The organism is Pseudobacteriovorax antillogorgiicola (assembly GCF_900177345.1).
GTDB classification, from domain to species: domain Bacteria; phylum Bdellovibrionota_B; class Oligoflexia; order Oligoflexales; family Oligoflexaceae; genus Pseudobacteriovorax; species Pseudobacteriovorax antillogorgiicola.
Map to the genome: position 1 here is coordinate 149,396 of NZ_FWZT01000006.1, position 26,908 is coordinate 176,303.

At 44.7% G+C, this 26,908-nt stretch carries 20 protein-coding genes; 8 read left to right on the plus strand and 12 right to left on the minus strand.

Translation table 11 applies throughout. The features are described from left to right. Positions 1–49: 49 nt before the first annotated feature. A complete protein-coding gene (locus B9N89_RS09945; RefSeq protein WP_132317901.1) occupies positions 50–676 on the plus strand; it encodes a hypothetical protein in 627 nt (208 codons plus the stop codon). 45 nt (positions 677–721) lie between these two features. Here the strand turns inward: B9N89_RS09945 and B9N89_RS09950 are convergent, their stop codons facing one another. The 7 genes from B9N89_RS09950 to B9N89_RS09980 all read right to left on the minus strand — a co-directional run bounded on the left by B9N89_RS09950 (position 722) and on the right by B9N89_RS09980 (position 8,283). Further along, on the minus strand, positions 722–3,304 hold the full coding sequence (locus tag B9N89_RS09950) for an ATP-binding protein (protein ID WP_132317899.1): 2,583 nt from the start codon (positions 3,302–3,304) through the stop codon (positions 722–724). Positions 3,305–3,524: 220 nt separating this feature from the next. Beyond that, entirely contained in the window at positions 3,525–4,793 is a 1,269-nt protein-coding gene (locus B9N89_RS09955) for a YncE family protein (RefSeq protein ID WP_143478156.1), read from the minus strand. Positions 4,794–4,969: 176 nt separating this feature from the next. Next, positions 4,970–5,788, minus strand: coding sequence for a leucine-rich repeat domain-containing protein (locus B9N89_RS09960; RefSeq protein ID WP_132317895.1), 819 nt, complete (start codon positions 5,786–5,788; stop codon positions 4,970–4,972). A 9-nt stretch (positions 5,789–5,797) separates the two neighbouring features. Beyond that, positions 5,798–6,550, minus strand: coding sequence for a hypothetical protein (locus tag B9N89_RS09965; RefSeq protein ID WP_132317893.1), 753 nt, complete (start codon positions 6,548–6,550; stop codon positions 5,798–5,800). Between the two features lie 26 nt (positions 6,551–6,576). Continuing rightward, positions 6,577–7,266, minus strand: a complete 690-nt coding sequence (locus B9N89_RS09970; RefSeq protein WP_132317891.1) for a leucine-rich repeat domain-containing protein — start codon at positions 7,264–7,266, stop codon at positions 6,577–6,579. Between the two features lie 51 nt (positions 7,267–7,317). Next, positions 7,318–7,758, minus strand: a complete 441-nt coding sequence (locus tag B9N89_RS09975) for a hypothetical protein (RefSeq protein WP_132317889.1) — start codon at positions 7,756–7,758, stop codon at positions 7,318–7,320. A 60-nt stretch (positions 7,759–7,818) separates the two neighbouring features. Continuing rightward, the gene (locus B9N89_RS09980; RefSeq protein WP_132317887.1) at positions 7,819–8,283 is read right to left on the minus strand and encodes a hypothetical protein; all 465 of its coding nucleotides are present in this window, start codon (positions 8,281–8,283) and stop codon (positions 7,819–7,821) included. A 334-nt stretch (positions 8,284–8,617) separates the two neighbouring features. Here B9N89_RS09980 and B9N89_RS09985 point away from each other — a divergent pair, with 334 nt between their 5' ends. From B9N89_RS09985 to B9N89_RS09995, 3 genes are all read left to right on the plus strand, one after another. Beyond that, positions 8,618–8,800 carry a hypothetical protein gene (locus B9N89_RS09985; RefSeq protein ID WP_132317885.1) on the plus strand — a complete coding sequence of 61 codons (183 nt, stop codon included), beginning with the start codon at positions 8,618–8,620 and terminating at the stop codon, positions 8,798–8,800. 82 nt (positions 8,801–8,882) lie between these two features. Further along, on the plus strand, positions 8,883–9,521 hold the full coding sequence (locus tag B9N89_RS09990) for a DNA-binding transcriptional response regulator (protein WP_132317883.1): 639 nt from the start codon (positions 8,883–8,885) through the stop codon (positions 9,519–9,521). 1 nt (position 9,522) lies between these two features. Continuing rightward, on the plus strand, positions 9,523–11,664 hold the full coding sequence (locus B9N89_RS09995) for a tetratricopeptide repeat protein (RefSeq protein WP_132317881.1): 2,142 nt from the start codon (positions 9,523–9,525) through the stop codon (positions 11,662–11,664). A 9-nt stretch (positions 11,665–11,673) separates the two neighbouring features. Here the strand turns inward: B9N89_RS09995 and B9N89_RS10000 are convergent, their stop codons facing one another. The 5 genes from B9N89_RS10000 to B9N89_RS10020 form a co-directional block, all read right to left on the minus strand. After that, the gene (locus B9N89_RS10000) at positions 11,674–14,547 is read right to left on the minus strand and encodes a 7TM diverse intracellular signaling domain-containing protein (RefSeq protein ID WP_132317879.1); all 2,874 of its coding nucleotides are present in this window, start codon (positions 14,545–14,547) and stop codon (positions 11,674–11,676) included. A 46-nt stretch (positions 14,548–14,593) separates the two neighbouring features. After that, positions 14,594–15,742: a calcium-binding protein gene (locus tag B9N89_RS10005; RefSeq protein ID WP_132317877.1), complete on the minus strand. Its 1,149-nt coding sequence runs from the start codon at positions 15,740–15,742 to the stop codon at positions 14,594–14,596. A gap of 148 nt (positions 15,743–15,890) precedes the next feature. After that, positions 15,891–18,680 carry an ATP-binding protein gene (locus B9N89_RS10010; protein WP_132317875.1) on the minus strand — a complete coding sequence of 930 codons (2,790 nt, stop codon included), beginning with the start codon at positions 18,678–18,680 and terminating at the stop codon, positions 15,891–15,893. After that, complete coding sequence (locus B9N89_RS10015) at positions 18,677–18,964, minus strand: hypothetical protein (RefSeq protein ID WP_132317873.1); 288 nt, start codon at positions 18,962–18,964, stop codon at positions 18,677–18,679. Before B9N89_RS10015 ends, B9N89_RS10010 begins: the two co-directional genes overlap by 4 nt. Before the next feature lie 10 nt (positions 18,965–18,974). Then, the gene (locus tag B9N89_RS10020; protein WP_132317871.1) at positions 18,975–20,396 is read right to left on the minus strand and encodes a sigma-54-dependent transcriptional regulator; all 1,422 of its coding nucleotides are present in this window, start codon (positions 20,394–20,396) and stop codon (positions 18,975–18,977) included. Between the two features lie 166 nt (positions 20,397–20,562). Between B9N89_RS10020 and B9N89_RS31315 the strand changes: the two genes are divergently transcribed. From B9N89_RS31315 to B9N89_RS10035, 4 genes are all read left to right on the plus strand, one after another. Next, on the plus strand, positions 20,563–20,727 hold the full coding sequence (locus tag B9N89_RS31315; RefSeq protein ID WP_159455279.1) for a hypothetical protein: 165 nt from the start codon (positions 20,563–20,565) through the stop codon (positions 20,725–20,727). Beyond that, positions 20,724–21,152, plus strand: a complete 429-nt coding sequence (locus tag B9N89_RS10025; protein WP_132317869.1) for a sigma-70 family RNA polymerase sigma factor — start codon at positions 20,724–20,726, stop codon at positions 21,150–21,152. The genes B9N89_RS31315 and B9N89_RS10025 overlap by 4 nt, the downstream gene beginning before the upstream one ends. Then, on the plus strand, positions 21,106–24,813 hold the full coding sequence (locus B9N89_RS10030) for an ABC transporter transmembrane domain-containing protein (protein WP_159455280.1): 3,708 nt from the start codon (positions 21,106–21,108) through the stop codon (positions 24,811–24,813). The genes B9N89_RS10025 and B9N89_RS10030 overlap by 47 nt, the downstream gene beginning before the upstream one ends. A 145-nt stretch (positions 24,814–24,958) precedes the next feature. Beyond that, a complete protein-coding gene (locus B9N89_RS10035) occupies positions 24,959–26,851 on the plus strand; it encodes a 7TM diverse intracellular signaling domain-containing protein (RefSeq protein WP_132317865.1) in 1,893 nt (630 codons plus the stop codon). Positions 26,852–26,908: the final 57 nt, after the last annotated feature.

Here is a 26,908-nt window from a genome sequence, read left to right on the forward strand (position 1 = left end):
CACAGATCGCACTCTATAGCTTGAACAGAACATTTGTAGGGGAAATACAATGAAACAACTTTTCTTATCAACTTTACTTTTTGGCTTTGTAGCCTGTAGTCAGTCGCCATCTTCTGAAACGAAGCGTAGCTCATTAGATTCCATGGAATCGTCTAGCAGGGTGTCAGAGGATGATGTTGCAGCCATGTTCGAAGAGCTGGATAAATCCCAAGTCACCGACACTGCGAGTCAAAAATCGGCGGAGTCAATCGAGGCGACACCTGAGCCAGCAATTCAAGAGCCAGAAATAGAGTCCGATGATTTCATGTCGGACATTGAAGCTCAGGTTTTTGAAGCTTTCGCGACTCGAACAAATGACGAGGGACAAACCCTCCCTCCAGAGATGGCGGAGCCTTTGGCTACTCAGTTTATGTCCGTAATTAAAGCCGCCGAGAGTAGAGACCCAGCAGCGACCTCAGCTGCTTGGAATGAGTTTATAAGCCTTGCGGAGCAAATGAAGGCTGATCAGCAGAGCGCGGCTCTAGCCGGAGGGATCATCTCTGATACTATCGACCTAGTTATGGATGCTTTAGCTTTGGTTCTCGATCTTGTCGATGCTGTACTTGATCTCGACGTAGCAGGAGTGATCGATGTCGCCCTGGATGCAGTTGACCTAGTAATTGATTTTCTCATTTAAGGCTCATTGTGAATGACCAACCCCTGTTTCGATACAGAAAGTGAATCACAGGGGTTGGGACCATGCTACTGTAAGCCTAGTCCCACTGTCGGGATTATTAGCGATTGTGATTCCCGCACCCAAATTATCAGCTGCACTCACCAAAGCACCGAAACCCAGCCCCTGGCCAGATGTCTTTGAGACATCTCCGCTACTCACAGTGGAAAATTCTGGGTGAGCAAGTATCTGATCTAAATTTGATTCGTCAAAATCTAACCCATGTTCGATACATTTCTGTTTGATAACTTCTATGTCGATTCCAGCGCCATTATCGGCTATTTCCAAGACCATATTCGCCCCAATACTCCTAATGCTCAATTCAATCTTTGCTTCTCTTGTGGTTAGGGAGTCTTTCATTTTTGGACGAAGAAAACCGTGATCTACGGAATTCGTGAGCCCATGGAGTATGATCGCCCCAAGACTATCAAGGTCTTCATCCCGCAAGAGGTGCCATTGAATATGCAAATTCGCAGTCATCGTTAGGCCGACGTTGCTGAGTCGCTTTTGTGATTCGATCAAAATACTATTAATTTGCTGAAGTAAAGTTGGTTTAACGCTGCTTTGATGAAATACTTTCTTGTTTGTCTCTGAAAGAATACTTGCTTCTTTTTGAAGCTGATCAAGAATAGTTATAGAGTCTCGAATATTACCTGATTTTAACGTAAGTTCCAAGTTATGACATAAATCCTGAACTTCGTTAAGGTGAACTTGTCGCGCCTCCCCTTTCAGCGTATGAAGAAGGCCTAGCGCGCTGCGACTATCGCTATTCCTGACAAAATCAGCGATCAGACCGAGCTTTCTATAAAGCCCACTAATGAAGTAAGATCCTTGCTCCCCAGACTGGATTAGAGCAACTATTCTTTCTTTTTCGTGACGTTCTTCAAGGAGATCGTTTTTGAGACTTGCATCACGAATAGCAACCATCACATCGCTTACTTCACCATCGAGGGCAACGCAGTTCCAATAAAGCAAAAATGGTTTCCCGTTGATCTGCCCCTCTACAGGAAGGTGGTGCTTATTCATCTCCCATGCCAACTCACCTTCTCCAAAAGCTGCTCTTAAGGAGGCGATACTGCTGCCTACATGATCAGGGCTCGTACCGAGCATCTCTAATAACTGCTTGGTATTGATTTGATCGGGATTCTGACCTAGGAGTTTCGTCGAAAACTTAGAATAAATAGGGCTGATAGATAGATCTCTGTTGATCTTAATAATGCCCTCATCGATGTGATCTAGTATCTGTTGGAGAATATCTTTTTGAATCGATAAATCTTTACTTTGGTCTTTGATAACCTTACGAGATCGAGCGACCATAACAAATAACATGGACAAGAGAAATAATGCTAGGAGTAGTACATAGAAAAGCCTTCTTATGGTTTCTCCAAGAGCTAGCTTTTGATCGCGAATAATAAGTTCGGTCTCTAATCGTGACAGCTCTACCAGTGAAGCTGCCTGTGAGGCACTATCCTTATAAGCTTTCTCAATGCTTTGCAAGTAGAGATCATAAAAATTCCTGAGTACTGAAACTTCATATTTAGTACCTTCAAATGCTAATATCCGTTTATAAACATCTATTTTTACGGAAACTGGAACTTCATTATGAAGTTCCAGGCAGGATTTCAGATTTGAAGCACCTTCGATCTTTTTTTTGATCAATTCTCTATAACAAGAAAGATAGCTCCTCTCCACAGGACTCCTATCATCGTCACTTGGCATTTCTGAAAGATACTTACGAGCTTTCACATTGTCATCTGCATAGGCAGCAGCAAGAGCCGCGAATGTTACAGAGAATACCTCCCAAGCCTTATAAGCCCGAGCAGCCTCGAACTCACGGACCGAAGCCTCGTACTCTTGTAGTATCAAATAAGCATTCCCAATATTGTAAGATGCAATCTGAATATCGCGAACTAGAGAATTCTTTCTTCCTTTCTCAAGGTTATCCTCCTCAATCTTCTTATATGCAATAGATCGAATCTCATTGAGCAGATCAATACCCTTTCTTACATAGCTTAGGTTGCCATGCTCGATATATAGTGTGGCAGCATTATGATAAAGATAACTGAAAGACTCGAACTTATCCTTGGGCACGATTACGAGAGCTTTTTGATAGCTATCAAAAGAACTGGCGATATCTCCTTCCAAAGATTGATACCACCCCAGGTTTGAATAGGCTGATGCTAGTGCAGAGATGTTACCATTCGTTTTAGCTAGACTGATAACTTCGTTTAGTTCGTCCGTGAGTTTAGTGATGGGCAACACACCTTCAGCACTACTAGCACAGTTGATTCGAGCGTCTAAGTCTTGTGGATCAGGAGGGACCTGTTGACAATACTTGTAGGCTTCAGTGTAATCGCCCCGATCCATAGCTTCGTCCACCTTCACTTGCGAGGCAAAATAACGACGCACGGTCGTGCTCTCTATATTCACGTCCAACCATTTAAGCTTTTGCTGATAACTTGTTTCGAGGTATTCCTTTGATTTAAGTTTCTCTGATTCCTTTTGAAAGTCGAAGTCATAGGCTTTCACGAAAGCTAGCAGAACTGGGTCGTAGCTTATTAACAACGCAAATATGTAATAGTAGAGGCTCATATGGTCCTACTTGCAGCAATGATGCTGATAGGACCATCGGAAAATAGACATAAAACTTTATTATCTTTGATTTTTTTAGCTATTTGAATTCTATAAGGAGGGAATCAGGAGCTAATGTAGATCGTTGTTGTCGGCCCCTTTCTGCCAGGGGCGACTTAAGCTATAAGCATGATTTAGTTTTGTTTCTAGATCATTTTTAGGGATATCGATAAACTTGTAGCTAACCTCGATTTTCACTGGGGCTTTGCCAACCACGGGGTACGACACCTAGGCGAACTCGTTGTGGATGGTTCCCAACGTCCACAGACATAATCTTCTCGCCAGATTCGAAATCAATTACAGTCACCACGTCTGTATCACTCTCTGAAATGACACAAGCCTGACCATCGGCGCTTTCTGTCGCCCAGTAGGGCTTACCAGCCGAAATGATAGGGCCTGTTTCTCCGCTACTTATATCTACGATGGTTGCATACTCATCCATCGTTCCTGCAACACATAACTTAGTGCCGTCGGAGTTGATCGAAAGTCCATGGTGGCGACTATCGTTCACATAAGATACCCGACTTTTGGGAGCTGCTCCCTCGGGCAAGGGAATGATCCTCGTAATTGAATCCGTTGCAAAGTCATACTCCACCACACCATTGAAAAATGAAACCTGAAAGTACAGTGTTTTTTCGTCAGGACTGAAGGTGTAAGGGCGAATCGAATCCGATAGATCCTTGCGGCCAAAGGCATCAAGGCGATCCCTCATATCAATGTGATTTGTTACAGACTTGCTTTCCCGGTCATAAATCGTAATTTTCCGGTCACCCTTGGTAAAGTCGAGCCAAGGAGCGTCGAATGGCGTGTTTACGTCGCCTATTGCTGCATTGAACACATAGCGACCGCCGTTGATATACTTGTTTTCGTGAGGTTTATCACCCGTTTCAAAGCGACCATTCTCTTTACCAGTATAAATATCGAGAAGGTGAACGACATTGCCTGTTGACGCAGAAACAGCAACCTCACGGCCGTCAGGAGAAACAGCCATATGGTCTGCACGGTAACCTTCAACTGGGAAGCGCCAATTAATTTTACCAGTTTGAAGAGAGATCGATACTACATCCGCAAAGCTCGGGCGAGATATCACCAAAGCCGAGCCATCAGGAGTAGAGTACATGTCATCCACAAATTGATCATTGCCCTCACCGACTGTCGCACGAATTCCATAGAAAAAGAACATCCTGATCGGACTGCCCTTTATTTCTTTCATACGCTCTTCATAATCCGGAATGGCGTTCATGCGTCCTACATGAGAGTAAGCACCCTCCGGCTCGATCACCGTCACAGTTCCATCCCAATTGTTCCCTACAAACATCACTTGCTTGGTGTCTGGGTGTTCGCCACCCTTGTCGTAATTAGCGTAGCCATGTGCAGAAGACATGAATCCTATGCAAAAGGTGCATATAGAAACTATTTTGAGGCAAAGTTCGGCATTTTGAGCTTTCATGTAGATCCCCTTTTTCTGCACATCATTGACTTGCTATTCACAAAAGTCAAACGCTACGTGCTAGAAATCAAGTTAAGAAGAACTAAAGTCTAGCTTAGGACGATGAGTGAGCTATCGTTTGGGAGCCGGTGGAGCGACCGCCCAACCGCTGGTTGAGCGATCGACTAATCAAAACTTTAAGCTTCTGTTGACTGATGATCAACGTCAGTCTCAGGCTTTTCTTCTACTTCTGGTTCTGCGGGACACTCTTGGTAATCAAGCCCTACAACATCAACTCCTCGCTCGATGAGATCGTTAGCAAGTTCCTGTTGAGAGCTATCACAGATTCTATTGAAGGCTAGGGTTACTGTTTTAAGATTCTTTAGGTTCGCGATAGGACTTAAGTCAGTTACCTGATTGTCACCAATTGCTAGAACCTCAAGATTCTCAAGGCTTTCTAAATGAGATAGGTCGCTCACTTGGTTTCTTGCAATCGATAGATAGCTAAGGTTCGTCAATCCCTCGACACCCACCAAGCTACTTAGACCATTGTCTCCAGCACGAAGTGAGCTTAGATGACTCAAACGTCTCAATGGGCTCAGGTCAGTAATCCGATTGCGAGAAATATCTAGACTTTCAAGCTTATCCATTTCTGACAAAGCGTCGATATTTTCGATTCTATTCTGACTTAGTTTAAGATAGCTAGCACCAGTAAGCCATTGTACTCCTGTTAAATCAACAAGACCCGTTCTTCGAAGGGACATGGTTTTAGTTTCTTCTAACTTTACTAGCAGTTGACTACAAGCTTCATTGTTGTTTTCCAAAGAAATTCGGTAGTAGTCAGCAGCAACCTTTAAAAAATGGTCATTTGCTATACCGGCATTCACCATTTCAACACAAGAATCTTGAGCAGATGGTGCCGTTGTAGCACCTGCTTCACTAGATGATCCAAGCTCTGTAGCAAGGCCTGATTGTCCTAGTAGACAAGAGGCAGAAAGTAGAATTTGTAGCTTCATTACTTACTCCTATTTTAATGAACCGTTCCAATGGCCTTTCTTATTCTTTCCAATGCGAGAGCCATTCCCCCATTTTCCTGAAAAGCTTTCACCATCATTATTAAGGTAGAACTGATACCAACCAGTCGCACCGTTTTGAAACCTCCAGAGCCCTTCGACTCGCCTGTTATCGTTTTCAAAATCAACTTTAGTAAAACGACCTTTCGATCCACCATCCGTGCGATATTCAGCATCAGATCCAGAAAACGTCATTGTGCCGTTAATCCACTTGCCAGAAGGGTTCGTATAGCGAATGTCCCAAGCGCCTGCCAACCATGGATTGATCAAACCTGAGTCTTCAATAATTTTTTCCGCCTCCTCGATTTCAAGCAGCAGTTCATCGAATATGTCTGCTATGGATATATTATTTTGGTTAGCTAACCAACGACCTTCATATATTAGGGATCGAGCTTCTTTTAGCTCATTCAGACCACTTTGCACGAGAACCCCGGCAGAAGTTGAATCTCTGGCAATCGCTGCATCGTTGAAAAATTCACCAGCGGCAATGAAACGCTCATCGATGGTCGGAAGAATCTCATTGAATATTCTATCTTCGACATCTGTTAGAGGTGTAGACTTGACAAAATTGATGTTGATCTTTGATCTAAGGTTTTCTGTAATATCTAACAATCGGTTAGCATCACCCCTGAAGTCTGCCATTGCGGACGAGGCAGTAAGAACTGTATAGAAGGCGAAAAAAGCCCGGATAATAACTGATTTCATGATCATTCCTATGCTTAAAGTTTTGACTAACAATTTTGCTTATCAAGCCCGACGACCTTGGGCACATGACGTTTTAGTTTTTCTTTTTCTTTCGGATCGCATATACGATTCATTCCGACAGACAGATACTTTATGTTGGGCAAAGATAGGATAGGCTCAATGCTACTAATCTCATTGCCATGAATTCTTAGTGTCTCTAAACGACTTAATTTTTCTATGCCGTTTAAACTCTTAATCCGGTTATAAGGCGCAGATAACCTAATCATCTTTGTAAGTGAAGCTATTGGTTGGAGATTGGAAACTTCATTTTTAAAGAATCGAAGGGATCTCAGATTTGCTAAACCGCGAATGGCTTCTAGTGATCTGACCTCATTGAAACTGAAATCGAGCTTCTGCAATTGCTCTAAACCTTGAAGCCCTTCTAGAGAAGTTATATTATTGCGACTAACAATAAGGGCTTTCGTATCTCTAAAGTCACTTAAAAACTGAAGGTTTGTGATGCCAACATCGATTAGCTGAACACCGACATCGTCATGCAGTTGATCAAAAGCCTTCTGGCACTGCCCTTTACTAAAGTTTTTAACCAGCTGCGACTCTAATAATAGCTGATGGAAACGTTCTTGCTTTGCTTGCGAGCAGTAATCCACAAAATTGTTGTCCGAGTGGGTGCAAGCACAAACAGTAATGGTAAAAAACCAAAGCAATAACATTCTCATAGTGGCTCCGATCAGTTTGGTTCCAAGAGCATAGCTCTTGGAACCAAGGTTTTAGCAACCCGCAGTTTCACGTGCAAATTCTAGCTCATCTTTAAGCTCATCAAACTCTTCAGCATATGGAGTTAGAATTTTTCCATCAAGAGACTTGATTCGCGCAGTTCCTACACGGAGAGTTGCCTGTGAAGTTTTGCTACAACCTCTTTGAAACTGTCGGCGGCCTGTGAAAGACTTAGGGTCTTTGTCAAGCTCGAAAGCCGCTTCGTCGAAGTAGAAAGAAGCATCTTCTAGCCGCTCGTTAATGGCAGGAAGAAGAGTTTCAACAATATATACATCAGTTTCGTTTTCAACGTTTTGACACTCACCTTCGATTCTTTCAATGCTGCTGCGAACATTATCAGAAGTCACTTTCATTCTCTGAGCATCTCTTTGCGTAGCTGACATAGCAGAAGATGTAAGGCCGATTAAGCTGAACGCGACAAGTAAGTTTCTCATAATTTTCATCCTTTAAATTTAAGAAAAAACTCTAAAAAAGCCGGAAATCCGACAAAAAAATTATCTACAAGCTGCATCATCCAATGCAGCTTCTAGTTCTGTAAGTAGTTCTGTGAACTCTTGGGGCGCAAAGAGCTTTGATTTTCCAGCATAAGATATGGTTCGTTCCACCTTTATATTGGTGCCAATGATTTCTCCGCAGGCACTAAAGAAAAGGTTATACCCTTCATGCTTGGGAATCAGTTGGGCTGCGTCGGAAAGCTTATTGCCCGCTGAAATCAAAGCGTCTTCAATATCTTCCATCTTAGTTTCTATTTGGGAGTCATAGCGATTGCCGACAAACTTAACTGTTGTTGGAAACGGGTTCTCGGAATCTTGATGCACACTACTGGCTACCACCTCGGTTCGGATGCGGCTCAGGGCTCCCAGGCTTTTATTAACACCGTCTAAAAGACCGAGAGCATCGGCACCGTAGGAGGCACTGGCTGCACCTACCAATTGGGCTACTAGGATTAACTTCTTCATCAATTCTGTCCTTCAATCTAATTGTCACACCATCGCTTCGTTGGTGCTGAATATGTAACCCAGGAATCTGAAGGAAGAAATTATCTTGAAGGAAATAATTTCGTTGAAGTTCACTAAGTGATAACCACAATGGTGTTTCGAACGATTCATGATGATCGCGTCAATAATACACTATATAGGAGAAATAGTCGGCAAGACATAAATAGAATCGGCTGCGCCTATATGCAGTTCTCAGGCATATTACGTCCATGGAAACTACGAATTATCTGTCGTATAATGGAGAGAAGACAATAGTCCGATAATAATAATTAGTAACCTCTTGGGGGATTCTTCCATGTGTATCATATGTCTCGAATTTAACAAACGTCAGGACTTCGTCGATGCCGACCGCATGATCGAAGCAGCGAGGCGAGAAGCAAACGCAATATCCGAAGACCATCTGAATCGATTAGAAAAACAGTTAGAGAAGATGAAAGATCAGCCCGGCAAGCCAGATCTATTGCAAATCGACGACTAATCAGCAAATTCTTACCAAAACGGAACATTATTCACCTCATGGATCTCTCGGGTTCAGTCGAAACCGAAGTTGAGGTGTATAAATGACTAACAAGCTTATTAAAATGAAGACAAAAAGCTCTTTCAATCAGGAGTCGCGAAAGGCATTTCTTGAAGAGCTTCACGGTCATCAGGCAGACGAGTCTTGGCAATCAGCAGTCGCTCAGGATGAACCCTGGGCGCTGACCCACGAAGCCAAACGCCTTTCAAAAAGCTCCCTTCTCGACGAACGTCAACAAGCCGACAGCTTATCGAATAAACTGAAAGAGCAAGGGTTTGTCAGCCGTGCTGATAAGATTCGTAAGCTCCGAGAAGCCAGACAAAACAGAGCAAAGCTCATGGTTTTAGCATCCACAGAATCGACCGTAGAGGCTAGTCGCCAGCTAGAAAACTGTGACATTGAAGTCTTCAATAACCCCAAGCTCGCCTTAGAGGCTATCAAGCTTCGAGATTTTTCTGCATACATTATCGACTTTGATTTGCCATTGGCCAATGGCCTTCAATTCATGACGAGTATCCATCACCAAGATTTTGAGCATAGAGCCTTAGTGATTTTAGTTGCAAAGGACATTACTCCCGAGATGATCAAGCAGGGGCGCACCCTGAGCGTTAATCATTGGCTGATTCCCGATGACCTTGAGAAGAAACTAGCTGGTGCCGTGGCGCAGTTGAAGGACCCATAACGTGAATGTAAACATTAATGCTGAAAAGATAATCGATAAATCTGCTATCACATTGGTGGTCGAAGCCAACGTCAACCTCCGTACCATGATCACAAACAACCTAAAAAGCTTAGGCTTTGAAAATCTTCATGTATCAAATGACTTCGCGACTGCTATGGGTATTCTAGAGTCGGAGAATATCGATTGGGTGGTTAGTTCGCTGCAAACCGAAAGCAAAACAAATGTCTACCATGCACTTGGTCTGTGCACCAAACACGATAGTTTAAAAAACACCCTATTCACTGTTTTCTTGAACGAACCAGATAAAAAGCACATCCCACACCTTGCGGCCAACGGTGCGTTCTCTTGGTTCAATATTCGTACCACGGACGAATATATAAGAAGCATATTCAATGAGCTATTTGAACTTATCGAATCCAAAAAGGCCGACCCAGTTCTCATTGCGGCATTCTTCTATCAAAGCTACCTGTTCGACCAGGGGAAGTATAACGAAGGGATTTACCTCTACCAAAATCTTCTTAATATTTATCCAGGTGATCCAGAGATCCTGCTTGCCACTGCCGAAGCTCAACTACTCGCTGGCCAAAAGAAGGATGGGACTCTTACCCTGCAACAGCTAACCACGTTAAGCCCGAGCCACCAAGGAGACGCTCAGAAGCTCGCCGATCAATTCTTAGGTGGCAAACTTCCAAGCCTAGCTTCTGGATCATCCAAACAAAATCCCTTCGGTATCCGTGAAGCCGTGCTGGTTCGCCTGGATGCACATTCACACTCTGTAGAGGAAGAAGCCTTTAAAGAGCTACAGGTTCCCTACCAGGTCATGACCACATCAGAAGACGCATTGATTTATCTTCGCGATGCCCAAGAGCCCACAATTATGTTTCACGGTTGGTGGCAGGATGGTATCAACGCCGCGGCCTTCCTCCAAGAGTTTCGTGATCTTTGCCCTCACACTGTGTTGACAACGGTTTTTGGCGGACTTGATCAAGCAGATTACGCCCTCCTCGACGAATTGAACAGTGCCATGGTGATTAAGCCCCCTTTGGATCGGCAGAAACTCATAGAAAAGACGATTTGGGCCATCCAGCAAGACAGGCGTCCACTCGAAAAAAAGTTTCTCATGAATCGAATCTTCCAAGCCTTAGAAGATGAGAACATAGATCTGGCGATCAAATTCAAAGAAGACTTGGAGCAAAATGCTCTCGCTAACCAAGGCGATATTTATCTTGTTACCGCCGAGATTCTATTGAAACAGGATAAGGCAGGAGACGCTGTAGAGTGTGGGATCAACGCTCTCAAATACAATGGTGATCCGGTCGCTAGTTTAAATGTTATGGGTAAGGCATTTATGAAGCTTGGCGCTTTTGACAAGGCATTTCAATCTTTCGATCAAGCTCAGGAACTATCTCCATTGAGTATCAAGCGCTTATGTGTCATGGCTGAAGCACAGTTTGAGATGGGCCAGACCAATGAAGCCAATGAACTTCTAGACGAGGCCCGAGGAATCCGGGAAGATAGCCTAGACATCTTGGAAACTGACGCCAAGCAAAAAATTGCTGATGGCGACATCGAGATCGGTAAGGATCTACTATCAAAACTTGGCTCCATCAAGGATATTATTGCTTATCTGAACAATAAGGCTGTTACCCTTGCAATTGAAAAAAAGTTCGACGAAGCTATCAAACTCTATCAACAAGCCTATGATTCGATTCCTGACGAGCATGTAAAGTTCAAAAGCACGATTAATTTTAATTTAGGTCTACTATTCTTGCGCACAGGTGATATGGATAGGGCTGAAACAACATTAAGGCTTTGTACTCCTCAAGAAAACCGAAAAATTGCTGAGAAAGCCAGCAAGATCATCGCATCAATCGAAGAGGCGCGAACGAAAAGTAAAATCCTAAAGATGAAGGAGAAGGAAGCTCCGCCACCATTCAAACTATCCGATGATTCTGCGAAAAAAATACGACGTAGCATGAGAATTGTCAAAAGTGAAACAATTATCACCAAGGGCGAGCGCTGCTTATTTCTCATTGTAAGCGCAGATTCGCAACTGAAGTTAGTGACCGAATCGTTGGCTAGCCTACCTGCTTTCAAAACTAAGCGTGAGACAACTTTGCAGGACAAGAAAGTCTGGGTTTAGTTCCAGAGATCAGGCAGCATCTGCATGGTGTAACCCTGCTGGGTCCATTTTGCTAAAGTATTTCTTAGGCACCGATATTTCAAACCTCAAACAACGTCTTTCTGGTTCCTCCACATTCTCAAAATCTTCGATTTTTATTGTTCCTTCTACGGATTCAAGCAGACTTCGTACAGCATCCATACCTACCCCCCGGCCAGATATGTTGTCGACTTTGGTTTTAGTAGAAAAACCGGGATAGAACAGCACACTTAATACCGGCTCGCCCTCGTTCAACACGATTCCCAACTGCTTGGCTCGATCCGCAATATCATTTAACAGGACACCCTTGCCATCATCCTGGTAAGTCAGGGCTATCCGATCGTTATCCACTTTCTGGCTGATTGTGATAGTCCCCCGTTCCGTTTTTCCTTTGGCAATTCTTTCTTGGTTTGACTCAAGGCCGTGGGAGAGGGAGTTACGGATGAGATGAGTCAGCACTTTTTCAAAAATCTCCGCAGCTTTTGGCTCAAGCCCAAAGCTGTTATTATTGAACTTAAACTTTGGTATGGGCTTGCTTAACTGGTCGCACATGTTCTTGATTGAGTCGAGCTGGTCAAAGGCAATATCCTCTGGAGTGCGATAGTAGTATTTTTTAAGAAGCATCAAGTCTTTATTCAGATCTTTGGGTCGGTCTGAGATCTGCTCAACTGAGTTCAAGACCCGTTGCACTAAAACCCGCGACACAAGAATAAACCGATGATCTACAACACGACCTAGCTGATTGTTATTAATATCAATGTAGTGATTTAGAGCATCTTTTATGCTACCGTGAAGTTCATTCAACCATGAGAAAGTCATTTCACTAAGTGTTTCTTTGCGCCCAGTAACTTCAGACTCCACGGAGTGAATGATTGCACTCAGCTCCGTTAGGTTTAAGGTCCGTGACATACCTTTCAGAGTATGATAGGTGACCATCATAAACCGAACCATCTCATCGTTAATATCCCCCTTCTTCAGCATCACATCAACATCAGCAAGCATCTCCAAGCTCACCTTCTGAAATTGACCAAATCGTTCTGGCTTTACTTCTATCAGCTGCGAGATCAATTTGATCTCTTTGGACTTGCGATTAATTTCACTTTGCATCTTATTTTTCTCGGTCATATCTCTTACTGCAACTAGGATCTTCGTAGTCTTATCGCCATCTACTAGATGATTCCAATCGATTTCCAGCTCTCTCGGCTCTTTATCTTCAGATTTGCGATAGATTAACTTTTCAGGAAACAGGTGACTATTCATCTCGAAAGCAAGGTCATCCTCACCGAGTATCACATCCAAAGCTGTTTCTAACTGGCCTATCTGATCAGAACTCAAGTCACTCCGTCCTTTCAAAAGTTCAACGAGATTTTGGCCCCCAAGGTCGGTTTCATCAAAGATATATTCAAGATACTTGGAATATTCTCGATCGACACAGTTATCTTGGGTTACTGTGAATATTCCTTGGTTTATGTGCTTTAGAATATCTCTGATTTCTCGGGTTCGCATCTCGACCTTAGCTTCGAGGTCCTTGTTGATTTCCTGAAGATCATTGTTGAGCTTTTGAATTTTGCGATTGTTCTCACGCTTAATAAAGTTGAAACGACTTCCCAATGCTATAGAAAACAAAGATACCTCGATAGCACCACCAGCAAACTGGCTCCAGTAGTTAAACGAGTTCAAATCCCTCAGGCCGATATTGATCATTACCGCCTCTCCTGAGCCTATAATATAGGCACCCCAGCCTAGCAGATAGTAGTAGGCGGGGCGGTAGCCTTCGCGAAAACGCAGGATTCCAAGATTAATCATCGTGGCGATGACGATCGAAGCACCGATGAGCGTGCAGAAGCTCGTCAACTGAACCGATATAAAATGATTAACCAGTAGGTTGAAGGTGCTGAATATGACGTTGAAGCCAAGGATGTACTTGGCTTTCCAATACTTAGACTTATCCATGTCTAGATAGTTCCAAGTAAAGAAAATGGCTGATAAAATAATCAGGTCTACAGATACCAGTTGGATATGATTGCTGAAGGTTTCGAAAGAGAAGAAGTGATAGGCAAAAAACTGCCCCAGATTGTAGTTACATACCTGGAAAACAAGATTTGAGCCTACGAAGACGATATACATCAAATATAGACTATCTTTCATGGTAATCGCTAGGAAACCATTGTAGAAGATCATCACCAAATGAATTCCGATGAGAAGGCCGAAGACGATGTATTCCCAGTAGAGGTATAACTGGTAATCCGACTCATCCCAGAGTCGTATAGATAATATGTTTGTTGTCAAACTCTGTGCCCGCATCAAAATAAGTTGACGGCCTTCAGGTATCTCGATTTGGGTGTTATTGGTGCGTACCTTGAGATAGCGATTCGAAAAGTCTTGTTGATCCCCACCTTGAAAATGGAGTTGCGCCTCTCCGTTTCTAACAAGAAAAACATCAAAATAATCGATCATTCCATGATTATTTTCTAGGATTAACTTTCGGCTTAGCCCAGAATTTTCCACTTCAAGTATGGCCCAGTACTCTGCATCGCTATTGCCAAAATTAGGTCTCATTTGCTTCGAATCGTGAAACTCTCCTGCTTGCCACGCCTCCAATGCTTGTTGCGCTGTGATACTTTGATCTGGAGCTTCATATAATTTAAGGTAGGGTCCAAGAAACGGCCTTTGTGCAATATCGTCAATGGAGAAAATTTTAGCTTCACTAGGGAAAGCTATCAACAATAGGCCTATGACAGTCCAGACTTTCATAAAGCTCGTATGCCCCACAAATTGATTCACCGTGATTAAGGCATCGGTCGAAGCTTGCAACACTATCAAGGCATATTTTGCCGACAAAAAAAGGGAGGGCTGCTGTTTCAAGCACCCTCCCGACTACCAAATTTCACCGGTTAAACCAATGAAACCCTTATGGTCTCACTTTACCTGTCCAGCGGTCACCGTAGTTAGCGCCGTGAACATTTCCTGTTCCCCACTTACCTTCGAAAGCATCATCTTGATAGTAGTTAAATTCGAACCAACCGGACTGCCCTTCCATTGTCCAGCGACCCTTGACTTGTCCCTGCTGATAGGTAATATTCGATAGACTCCCACGACCATAAGAGGTTTGATACCAGCCATTGGAGCCGCTGAAAAACATGGTGTTGCGATAGCCACGTCCGCTATTGTAGTAAACGCTATCGTAAGTCTTGTTACCATAGATTTTGGAGTAATCATCGCCAGGACCTTGATCTTCAAAGCTGCGTAATAGTTTTTGCATTTGGAGAGGCAAGTCTTTCACCTGTGCCTTGCGAGCTGGTGCGACTGTTAAATCAAGGACTTCGATTTCGCCGCCTTCACGACTCGCACATACCAAATATTCGGTATTCTTAAGGTGGATCGTAACTCTTAAGCCGTTGTCGTCAGACTGGTCTCCAGCTTCAAAGCTATTTCGAACATTGCGAAGGACAAATCTTACGAGATGATCAACACCAAGTTTCTTAAGTTGCTCACGATCCTCATAGTAAGAACTATCAATAACTTCACAGAAGCCTGGTGAGTTTAGGACATCGATGACAGGCAAACCATTCTTGATTAGTGGCTGATCAAAGTTTTGATCCAACTGAACTTGGAACACAGGGCTGCCACCCTCGTCTAATTCGCCGATGAGACCAAGAAACAAAGCATCGCTATTGCCACTGCCAGCATCAAAGAAATCACTGCCATCTCCAGGAGCCCATAAGAATGCGTCGTCCCCGGAACCACCGAAAGCGCGGTCACGGTTGAAGGGGTTACCATCTTCAGTACCACCAACAAGTACATCGTCGCCCTGATTTCCGAAAATGACGTCTGTTCCAAGGCCGCCGAAAATCACATCGCTACCACTACCACCGTACAGAATATCACCAAACTGAAGGCTTTGATCACGCCCACCCCCGGACAAAGCCGGGTCTTGAGGCTGTACGAATGGATTATCGAAGTTATTGTTATCTTTGCCAATAATTAGATTTGGCTGACTACCCGCGAATGCTGTTGCCGATATCATCAGTAAACTGGATAAGCTAAGAAGTTTTTTCATGGTCTCTCGCGCCTCATGGTACGTGTTATCGATGGCTTAAAGCTATCGAATCCCATGAGGCTTGAACAGAAACCCTAACCTCTAATTTTTGATATGATATGATACGAAGTTCGCTCTCTTAACGGGAGCGCAACATTCGGGCCCGCTGCTAACCATGGACTCTCCTAATGTGATCGAGAGCCTTAGAGATGTCTTTAGGTAACACATCAATAAAGTCTTCCTCCGGCTGAGTTCCTGGTCGGTCGGTGCAGAGATAAATAGCTGCTTGGCTATTGTAGCCTCTTATTTGCTTAGCTAAACTAAGACCATCAAGTGATGAATTATCAAAGTAATAATCAAGTATATAACCTTTCACATCTTGATGGCTTTTTGCGTACTCCAAAGCTTGTTCAGGTTCGCTGAAAGTCTTTGGCTGCAATTCAGACTCCTCCCACATTGCAAGAAAAAAAGGATCGTCATCCACCACAATCCAAAGGTCGTTTGTTGTTTCCGGGTTTTCTAAGGACGCATAGCAACTTTGAACCATTCTTTCCAGATGTCTACGATTGATGGGCTTAGGGAGAAAGAGGTCAGCACCACCTCTCAATGCCCGTTTCTGGTAGGTTAAGGCTCCACCATCAGAATGGAGGCAAACGAGGGATTTCCGACCCTGACTTCGAATATGAGTCAGCACGTCGAAACCATTACGCTCGTGATCGCCAAAGTCAATATCTACAATCATGAGATTGTAGTGGTTATCCTCTACCATCTTCAATACAGTCGCGATATCCATCGCAACATCAATCTGGAGAGCCTCGTAGCTAAGGCTAGCTAGTATATCCCTTACAAGCTCAAGGTAGGATTGATCATCATCTGCAAGTAGAATTTTGATCTCGCGGCCTGAGTCTCCTTCAATAGGCTGGTACTCCACTCTAACAGCATCCGCTTTGTTCGCTGCGGGAAGCTCAATCCTAAACTCTGTACCTTTCGTCTCGTCGGAATAGCAAGATATCCGACCTCCATGACCATCAACAATTTTTTTGGCAATAGCAAGCCCAAGGCCTGTGCCACGCTTTTTACCCTTGGTATAGAAAGCTTCAAATATCTGTTCTCTCTGCTCTTCAGGAATAAAACTTCCCGTATTTCCTATCGTGATATGGATAGTCTGTTGATCGAGGCGAGTTTCAACCCAGATTTCGCCACCTTTAGGGCAAGCTTGTTGTGCATTGCCTAAGATATTCGCGAATACACGTTGCAATTTGACTTGATCACCATCAACCATTCGCTGGTGCTGAATATTCAAACGGACCGTGTGCTCGACTTGCCCTTCCAAGTTAATTGTTTGGGTGAGGCATTCGTCAATAAGCTCGTGTAGAGATATAGGTTCTTGAATCACCTCTGAATTTGCCCCGATCTCTACGATATCGTAGATCAAGCCATCCACTTCTTTTATGGTTTGGCGGATTCTTGGCAGATGCTTCTGAGATAGCTGTCGCACTTTTTCGGGGTCATCCAAAGAGCTGATCAAAGACACAAAGCCCTGAATCATGGAAAATGGTTTTTTAACATCATGGGCAAACATCTGGACAGCAGAGCCAATTGCAGACAAGGCTGCATGCTTGAGCTCGTCATCCTTGGTTTGCTTCACACTTTGCTTCACGTCAACGAATCGAAGATGGCCACTCTGTCCCATATCGATGATGCGATTGCTAGCAACAATGCATTCAACCTTGACCATAGGTATGAAATAGGCGGTCTGATTCAAGTGATTGACAAAATCCCTGAATAGCTGGCAGCGCCGGATCAAGTCCACCGCCGTGCTCGCCTTTTTAAGCAATTGTGTGCTGGTATGGTTTGGCAATACACAGCGCCAACGATTAAGAAGTTTATTGATAATGCTAAATGAGTCCTTGTGGTGAGCTTGACCCAAGCACACCATCACTCCATCACAGCCGCCCAGGTCTCGGGACAATACGCCTTCCTTGAAGCTAACCTTGACCCCTTGCTCAGCGAATGTATCTTTAAGGAAATTAAGGTATTTGATCGGAAAGTCATTAGGCTCCACCAGAATTGTTAACGAGTCTGGTACCTGGTGATTCACCCCCTGCTTCCGAACATGAACCGGGCTATAAAGAGGTGAGTGTTCATGGGCTAAGCTTTCAAGGCAGCTTCGCTCCCAATAGCTCTTTTTCTTAAGAGCCTGCTCCAGTATGCCATGTAGTTTCTGCTTCAAGCCTGAGTTTTCATCTTTTAGAAGCATAAAGGTTGCAAATTGGTATGGTAAAATGGAGTTAATTTGCTCATGAAGAAAATTGTCTTTCGGCGTTTTTCGCTCAACTCCATGATACAGATGAAGGTATGGCTGACCCGGGTTATGGTTTTCCCAACACTCAAATGGTCTGATAATCACTCTATCATAAAGTGATAGTGTTCCCTTCCAGTGCTGCTCGTTCCAATGAAGCTCGATTTCTTCATCATCCCAATGGTCAAGTTGCCAAGTTCCACTATCGACTACCCCTTTTTTATCTTGGCGAACGATAGACGCGCCAGACATCGCTAGATAATTCATAAAGTCTGGCACCGAACGCTGCAATGACACTTCAAGTCGATGTCGAGAGATTTTTTTAAAGTTCTTTTCAAGGTCTTCATAGCGAAGAACTCGGCGAAAGCCCTCACTAGATTGGCTAGCAAAGTCGATCAGAGACTGAATTACATGACTTGCCTTAATTTCCGTACCATCATGAAAGAAAGCATTTTTCTTGATATGAATACGAAAACTACTCCCTTCACCGGAAACAGCACAGGTTTCCAAAAGACTGGGCCTTGGTTCCCCGGAGCCATCAAACTCCATCAAGCGATCACTGCAATTGTAGCGGATCAATTCATGGATCCAATGTCCAACTTCATCAATCTGTGGCAGTCTTTTGGTATAGACATAAAGGGTTTCACGCTTGGTCATGAGTCATCTCCTAAAGCTTCGTAGAAAGCCAGAAGAGCCTGTAAATCTTTAATATACTGATCGACCATAGCTCTTTTTTTTTGGTTTACAGCGTTTTCATCATCTGGAATAGCTTTTTGAGCGATAAAGCGAAAGGTTCTGAGGGCCCCTCGAAGATCGTGCTGAAATTTTAAATCGCTCTCTTTTTCTTCTGAAGACTGAGGTAGTGCGACTATTTTGTAGTGACGCCCGTCTTTGATTTCCGACCACAGTTCTTCCACCTGATCGTGACTTAGGATTTGCATATCAACCTCCTTACATCTTCAGAATCGTTTTCAGTTCAGCATCTTCTATATGCCCCTCTTGGACAAGTTTATGCAGGCGATTACCAAGGGTAGAACGGGGAATTGCAATAGCTTGAGAGAGTTGGCGGATACTCATGGCTCCTTTCTGACTAAAGATGACGCGAATCAATTCTACCAATAGAATCTGACTCAGTTGCTCGTAATCCTGGTGCTCACCGGAATGCAACGGAATTACAATCGTATTGTCGTCTTGGCGCTGGGGACGCCCTTGTTCCCCTATAGACTCCCAAATATGCTTCGGTATTGCAGCTGGGGCCAGAATCTTATTCATCGCGCCTTCTGTCATAGCACGCAGGCAGTTACGCAACTCTCGAATATTGCCGTGGCGCCATGTGTAACGTTTCAGGATGTCCAGGGCACCCGCCGAAATATGAAAGGGTCCCAGTGTCATAGTCTTACAAAAATGCTGCACCAGAGCATCAAATTCATCCATTCTATCGCGAAGAGGAGCTAGTTCGATGGTGGCCTCACAAAGCCTCTGCCAAAGGTCCATGCGGAAACGACCTTGTTCAACCAGTTCAGGAAGAGATTCGTTTGTGGCAGATAGTATACGAATGGCAACCGGCTTCTCCTTTGCCGCACCCACTGGCCTGATTGTTTGATTATCCAAAACTCGAAGTAAGGCGACTTGGGCAGAACTAGTCAGGGTAGCCACCTCATCAAGGAAAATCCAACCGCCATTAGCCTGTTCAATCAATCCGACCTTATTGGCACTTGCTCCGGTGAAAGCCCCTTTCACATGACCAAACAACTCTGACTCTAACAGAGTTGGAGCAATAGCCCCGCAGTGAATACGATTAAACGGAACCCCTGATGGCAAGGCTTCCTCAAACAATTCACTCACTAACTCCTTGCCCGTGCCCGACTCGCCGAAGATATGTACCGAGCTGATAGCCGAGTTGATTATCCTAGGGATGCGGGCTTTGATCTGATCCAAGGTTGAAGAAACAAAGTGTTTTGGCTTGTGATCTTTGTTGCGATCGGTCTGAAAAAATGCAAAGGTCGCGGCCAGTCGCTCCACCAGATCACCTTCATCAAGACCCTTAAAAATAAAGTCGTCTGCTCCTAGATCCAAGCAACGTCGCACAGTTTCTGGATCGTTCATATCGGAGCACATCATGATAATAGCTCGGGGAATCTCTTGCTTCAGCTTCTGCACCAACCGATCCCCTGAAACACTACTTTGGCCAATATTGATATCGAGTACAATGAGGCACGGGCCTGTTTCCTCATCAATAGCAGCAAATAGCTCCTCTGCCGTCAGACAAGTCGTTACTTGAAAAGAGTGCCCCTTAGCCTTAGTCAAAGTCTCACGAAACTCTTCACCATAGAAAGGGTCGTCGTCTAAGTGGTAAATCCGATTTATGGCCATTTCTCGTCCCCCTTTTGAAAAATCCTGGCCAAATATCGGCCATTCGGCCTGAACTTAGCAAGGCATTTCTAGCCGATTGACCATAAATCACTAATATTACTATATTAATAACTATGGCACAGAGCTTGTAATAGGTGGTTTGTCGAATCAGCAAGGAGGGCAAACCATGACACTTTTCATCCAACAGCTATTACTTCTGAAGTTCTTCAAAGAGCTGAAAGAGAAAAAGAAGAAAAGACAATTCGCAGACCTAAACGAAAAGAGAGACTTCGAGCGCACCTCCAATCAGGAAGTCGCTTGCCAGAGACTCTTCGGGGAGTTCATAGGATGAATTCGATCACATTGGAGGCGGCTCAGTCGCCTTCCATAAAGCAGCTTTATGAAGTGGTGAACATAGGCTTGCTATCAAAATTAACAAACTATCAATCACAGCGCGAGGACCGTGTTGCTGTGGAGGTGCCAGAGATGAAGGATCTAAGCATTGATGTGTCTAGGGATTTCATGGCGACAATCATCAACGGTTTGCAGGTTCAACCCCGAGCCGAAATCGTTCGTCGCCACTACCTGGAGCATCAACCACCTTCACGAATTGCACAGGACCTTAATCTTAGCCCGAGCCGAGTCGAGTATCATCTTAAAATATTCCGGCTCCTAATGATAAAATCGCTACGGCAGTTACAGGATGAGAACTGCCTTAAAGGAGACCATCATGATCCGTCAGATTCTGCATCGACTGACATTTTCTCAAAGCTCTGAGCTTGTCAGGCGGGGAACGAATAAGGTACTTGGCGACCATGACCTGCTCGAACTTCCCGATGACTTAAAAACCGAGCACTATCCGAAGGGTTTCGATAAGCTAAGGCTTGATCGGCCCTTACACTTTTTTATGGACTGTATCAAAGCTGTAGGCACCAACGTAAGGCTACAGACGATTCTTATTCTGGCCACTTTGCTGGTCGAGTTGACTATGCCTTATGCAGTTTTCAATATTTTGGAACTGATTCGCGGCAGCTTTGAAGGCGAGACCCACCTTGCCCACGGCATCATCAGTGTCATCGGTCTGGCGGGCCTCGGTGTTCTTGCGGGCGTCTTGGTGCAGCACATGATTCACCAAGCTTTGATGGGCATTATGAAAACCTACAATGGGCTGAATACCATTGTATTTAAAAAGTCTCTAAAGGTATCACGAGATGGTATGAAGCAAAGTTCCATCGGTGATATCGTGAATCACATGGGTTCTGATTCGGGCCAGGTGAGTGAAGGCATTTGGTGTGTTGTGGAGCTGTTGTATGCGTTTGCAGCCTTTGTCGGTGTAACTGTTATAGCTTACACCTATCTGGGGCCGGCAGCTCTTGTTGGGGTAGGAACCCTGCTGCTACTAACACCTATTCTTAAGCGAGTTTCAACACACTTTATTCGATCTGAGGAGACTCTGATGGAATACCGTGACCAGCGTGTCAACCTCCTGTCTCAGATTTTTTCAGGGATGAGAGTTGTTAAGTTTTTCGTTTGGGAATCAAAGCTTCTCCAAGAAGTTATTGGCAAGCGTTCACGAGAGCTTGACTCCCAGAGGGTTCTCGCCCGGGCGATTAGCCTTTCAAACTTACTTTGCCTTGTTGCGCAGGCACTCACTTGCCTAGCATCATTCGCGACCTTTCACCTGCTAGGTGGCGAGTTGACCGCGAGTATTATTTTCGCATCAATCACGTTATTTTCTGTATTGGAGCATCCTTTTGGTCGCTTGTCTGATCATATCGCTGGGGTGAGCAATGCGCTGGTTTCTTCCGAAAGATTGATCAAGTTTCTTAAGCTTCCGGAAAGCCAGGGCACTAGCCAAGCAGAATTAGCCTCAGTGAACGTTGGTCCTGCATTGCAGCTCAACAAAGTGGAAGCTCGGTACCAGGATGATGAAAATCTGGCAATCAAGATTGATTCGCTTCAGGTCGATCGCGGTGAAACTGTAGCTGTCATTGGGCCAGTCGGCTCAGGTAAGACGAGTTTATTGCGCACGATTCTAGGTGAGATCAACCTAGAAGCCGGTGACGTAGAACTGGATTCAAGTATTAAAAAGGTGTCCTTTGTTTCGCAAGAGTCCTACGTTCTTAACGAAACACTGGAGGACAATATTCGCTTTGGTCACGATCTGGGCGATGTCGATCGCGCCATCCAATTGTCAGCGCTGAGACAAGACTTGCGCTTTTTCCCCGCTGGTCTCAAAACAGAAATTGGCGAGAACGGGGTGAACCTTTCGGGGGGACAAAAGCAGCGACTCAGCCTCGCCCGAGCTGTTTACTCTCAGCCAGATCTCGTTTTGCTAGACGACTCTTTGTCAGCAGTGGACCCTGCTACCGAAGCATACTTGGTGGAGCAGCTCTTGCTTGATGCCTGGCAAGATACAACCTGTGTCTTAGTCACACATCGACTGAAACACCTAGAAGCATTTGATCGTATCGTTTTTATGAGCGACGGCCAGATACTCGATCAAGGTAGCTTTACGGATCTGTTGGAGCGTTGCCCGGAGTTTCGAGACTTTTGTCAACATCATGATGAAGAAGAGCAAAAAGCTCCTTCACATAAGCACGACCTGACTCCAAGCCTAGACGATCATTCCGGAGCGTTTATGGCTCACGAAGATCGCGAGGAAGGCGCAGTAAACCCAAGGGTTTATGGCGACTACTTCAAAGCTATGAGTGGCAAGACTCCTCGGGAACGGCGTTTGATTGGTCCGCTTTTGATTGGTACGGCTGTGCTTGGAACCGTGGTACCACTTCTCCAGGGCTTATGGTTAAGCTACTGGGCCGATGGCAAAACTGATGCCTTTGCACCTACGTTTGCCAATGTCTGGGGCGATTCTTGGCAACTTGTCATCTATGGGGGCTTGAGTTTAGCACTTGTGACAGTCGCATTCGCTCAATTTCGACTATGGGCTTTGAGGGCTGTGAGAGCCGGTGAAATTCTTCATGAAGAAGCTCTACAACACGTGATTCGAAGCCCTATTAGCTTCTTCGATAAGAATCCCGTGGGTCGAGTATTGAATCGATTTGCAAAAGATATCGATGCGGTGGAAAAAGAGATGCCCTGGGATGTGCAGGAGATGATACGCACCGGGCTTCAGGCTTTCATGTCTTTTGTTGTCATGGTTGTGGTTGTTCCCGTAACCGCCCTCATCATGATACCAACTATTTGGGTATACCTGAAAGTCCAGAATGCTTATCGGCACTCAGCCCGTGAAACGAAGCGCTTGTTCTCCATATCTCGATCGCCTCTTTTCGCCCATTTTAAGCAAACCCTGGAAGGGGTCGATACGATCAGAGCTTATGGTCAGGAAAAATTGTTTATCAATGGTTTTCATAAGGCCGCCACGCGCAATCAGAAGACTTTTTGGACGATGATTCTTGTCAACCGTTGGTTTTCAGTCAGAATGCCTGTCATGAGCGGAGTGATTACCTTAGCAGTGGGGATCGCAGTCGTGCTCCTAGCAAAGCAAGGATTGATTGCTGCGGGTCTAGCTGGCTTAACCTTGCTCTACACGAGAAACTTTGCGTCACAGATGAGCATGGCTGTACGCTGTTTCAGTGAAGTTGAATCACGCCTTACCGCAGTGGAGCGCTTGAAGTATTACGGTACGCTGGCACAGGAAAGCTCTGAGGGCTGTCGTGAGTGGCACCCCAAAAGTGGCTCCATCGTGTTTGAAAATGTGAGTCTTCGCTATGACAAACATTTACCCTTGGTGCTTGATGGAGTGAGCTTTGTGATTCCTCATGGTCAAAATGTGGGGCTCATTGGTCGCACTGGTTCTGGTAAGTCAACCCTCTTCCAGAGCTTGTTTCGCTTGGTAGAGATCGAGTCGGGACGTATCTTAATCGATGGTGCGGACCACCGTGATATCGCTCTCGATACCTTGCGAAAGAAGATTGCGATTATTCCCCAGGACCCAACCCTATTTGTGGGTACGATTCGCTCGAACTTGGATCGCTTCCAAGAGTTTAGCGACGCTGAGATCTGGGATGTTCTGGGGAAAGTGCAGCTGCACGATCTTGTGTCAAGCTTTGAGCAAGGCCTGGATGCCGCTGTCGCGGAAAACGGTAGCAACTTTAGTCGCGGGCAGCGTCAGCTGTTCTGTTTCGCCCGTGCCTTGCTGATGGATACTCCTGTGATTTGCCTCGATGAGGCGACAGCATCGGTTGACGTCATCACCGATCGGGTGATCCATACTGTTCTTCACGAGCATTGTCGCGACAAGACTGTATTGATCATCGCCCACCGGCTGGGAACTGTAGCTCACTGCGATCAGGTGATCGAACTTAGAAATGGTAAAGTTGTTGATATTCGGCGCAAAAAGGCCCCGAAAGAGGTCATTGAAGCTCCAGCACGCGTCCTAGGTGGAGCAAATGCAGAACTTGCCATTGAAACCTAATATTCCTTCTAAAGCTCGGCATTGATGGGACCCTAGATCCCATCAATGCTTCACCCCTTCCAAAAGACCTAGGCAGAAAATTCCTTACCGAATGCGGGGTCGTAGGCCGAAGACAACTCAGGCGTAATCTCATCGGAAGTAGTCGATGTTCAAGACTCCCCTAACAGCGCTCATCCTAATTTTCCTAAGCACCATTGCTTATGGAAAAAAACCTATCGATATTAATGATGAAAAGTTTGAGGGCGCGTGGCTAGGGCCTTATGCATCCGTGTATATTGGCGATGAGACTATCGATCAGGTGATAGAACCATCCTTTGCAAGCAAGTTTTTCGACAACGACTTTCTCTACATCATATTGCGGAATCCTGGTTCAAGTTTGCGCGCCACCAAACCAGTCTGGGTTCGGTTTGATGTCACAAACTCTGGGGACAAAAGCCAAACTTTTGTGCTAGACGCCTTATCCTGGCCATTTGACTTTTCTGAGTTTTATGTAAATGGTCAACTTCGAGACAGAATGGTTATTGGGGGGCGTCAAGAACGTTTTTTCTCAACTCAGATCGAGCCGCATCAAGAGGCTAGCATTCATATCCGAATTGGTGATGGGTTAACAAGCAACCTACTTGTATTTTCTTGGCGCTCAAAAACAAAATACTTCATCAGAGAACTAGAAACCAAGAACTATTACACCATGACCTATTCGATTATCGGGATGAGTATCCTATTCAATCTTTTGGTCTTTCTTGCATATAGAGATCGCACCTATTTGTCCTACATCATGTATCTCGTCTTTTTGGGTCTCTGGAATTATAGTGTCACCAATATAGCTAGACAGATATGGGGTAGCAATGATGGAATCGCTGTGACAGCATCTCTGATGGGTCTTTTTGCACTTTTATTCTCAATGGAATTTCTCAACCTGAAGCGATATAAAAAACTTTATGCAATTGCCAAGGTCTTGCTAGCTTTCTCAGTGATCAACGTGCTGGTATCTATTTTCGATAGCAAGCTTGGTTTTCTAATGGTTCACGTCACATCGATGTTCGGCTCACCATTCTGCTTGCTTTGTGGAATCATCATCTCTCTCCGCGAAAGGCAGATTCACGCCTATATTTACTCGGTAGCCTTTGGAACCTTCCTCATCGGCGTCTTGATGACTGTTTTATTTAATCAAGGGATGGTAAGCGACCTTGACTACCTAGGCGGTATGCAAAGCGGAGCCTTGATTGAAAATATTCTTATGATGGTCGCGATGGGTCAGAAAATCTACCAATCAGAACGGCAGCGGAAGCACAGCTACGGCCAACTCGCAAAAGTATTCTTTCCCCATCAACTCAAGCAAATGAAAGCTGGGCAAACGTTAGAAAACACCATGCCAGTAGGAGAGAAGGAGGCCTGTATACTTGCATTTGACGTAATCAACAGTTCCGCTATTGAGGAAGAAAGTTTTGCTCATTCATGGGAAGAGTTTATGTCCCATTGTCGAGCGATTATGATGGATGGCTACGATATTGAGAAATTGGCAAGCACTGGTTACATGATCAAAGAGATGGGCGATGGTTTTCTTTGCTCCATTGGCTATCCATTCGACAACATCGGGGACAACCTTTCCCAAGACGCTGTCCAACTAGCAGAAAACATGACGTTATTGTTTCATAAATTAATGAATCCCAAAGGCTGTCGGCAAGAGGTGCATTGCTCCATCGGCATTGCTAAAGGTACCGTGAGGGGTTACTTCTCAAAGTCTGGCGCAATTCGCCACGATCTTTGGGGGCCAGCTGTGGTTCACGCCACCCGTTATGAATCCATTCGCAAGAAACTATTCCTCGCTGAAGGTCTCGAAGAAAATCATATCATCACCCTTCAGCAGACAGTCTATCACGGCTTACCCACAGAGCTGCAAATCAGCTACAAACTGATCGACTTGGAAACCACGAAACTCAAGGTTCGAAACGATCAGCAGGCGACCCACTTAGCCTATAGAATCGGTACTAAGGCACGGCCCAGAGCACCTCTAATCCAGCAAGTATCAAATATTTAGACTTCATAAGTAGATGATATAATTATATATTATTTTTTATATCAAATATTTGATATT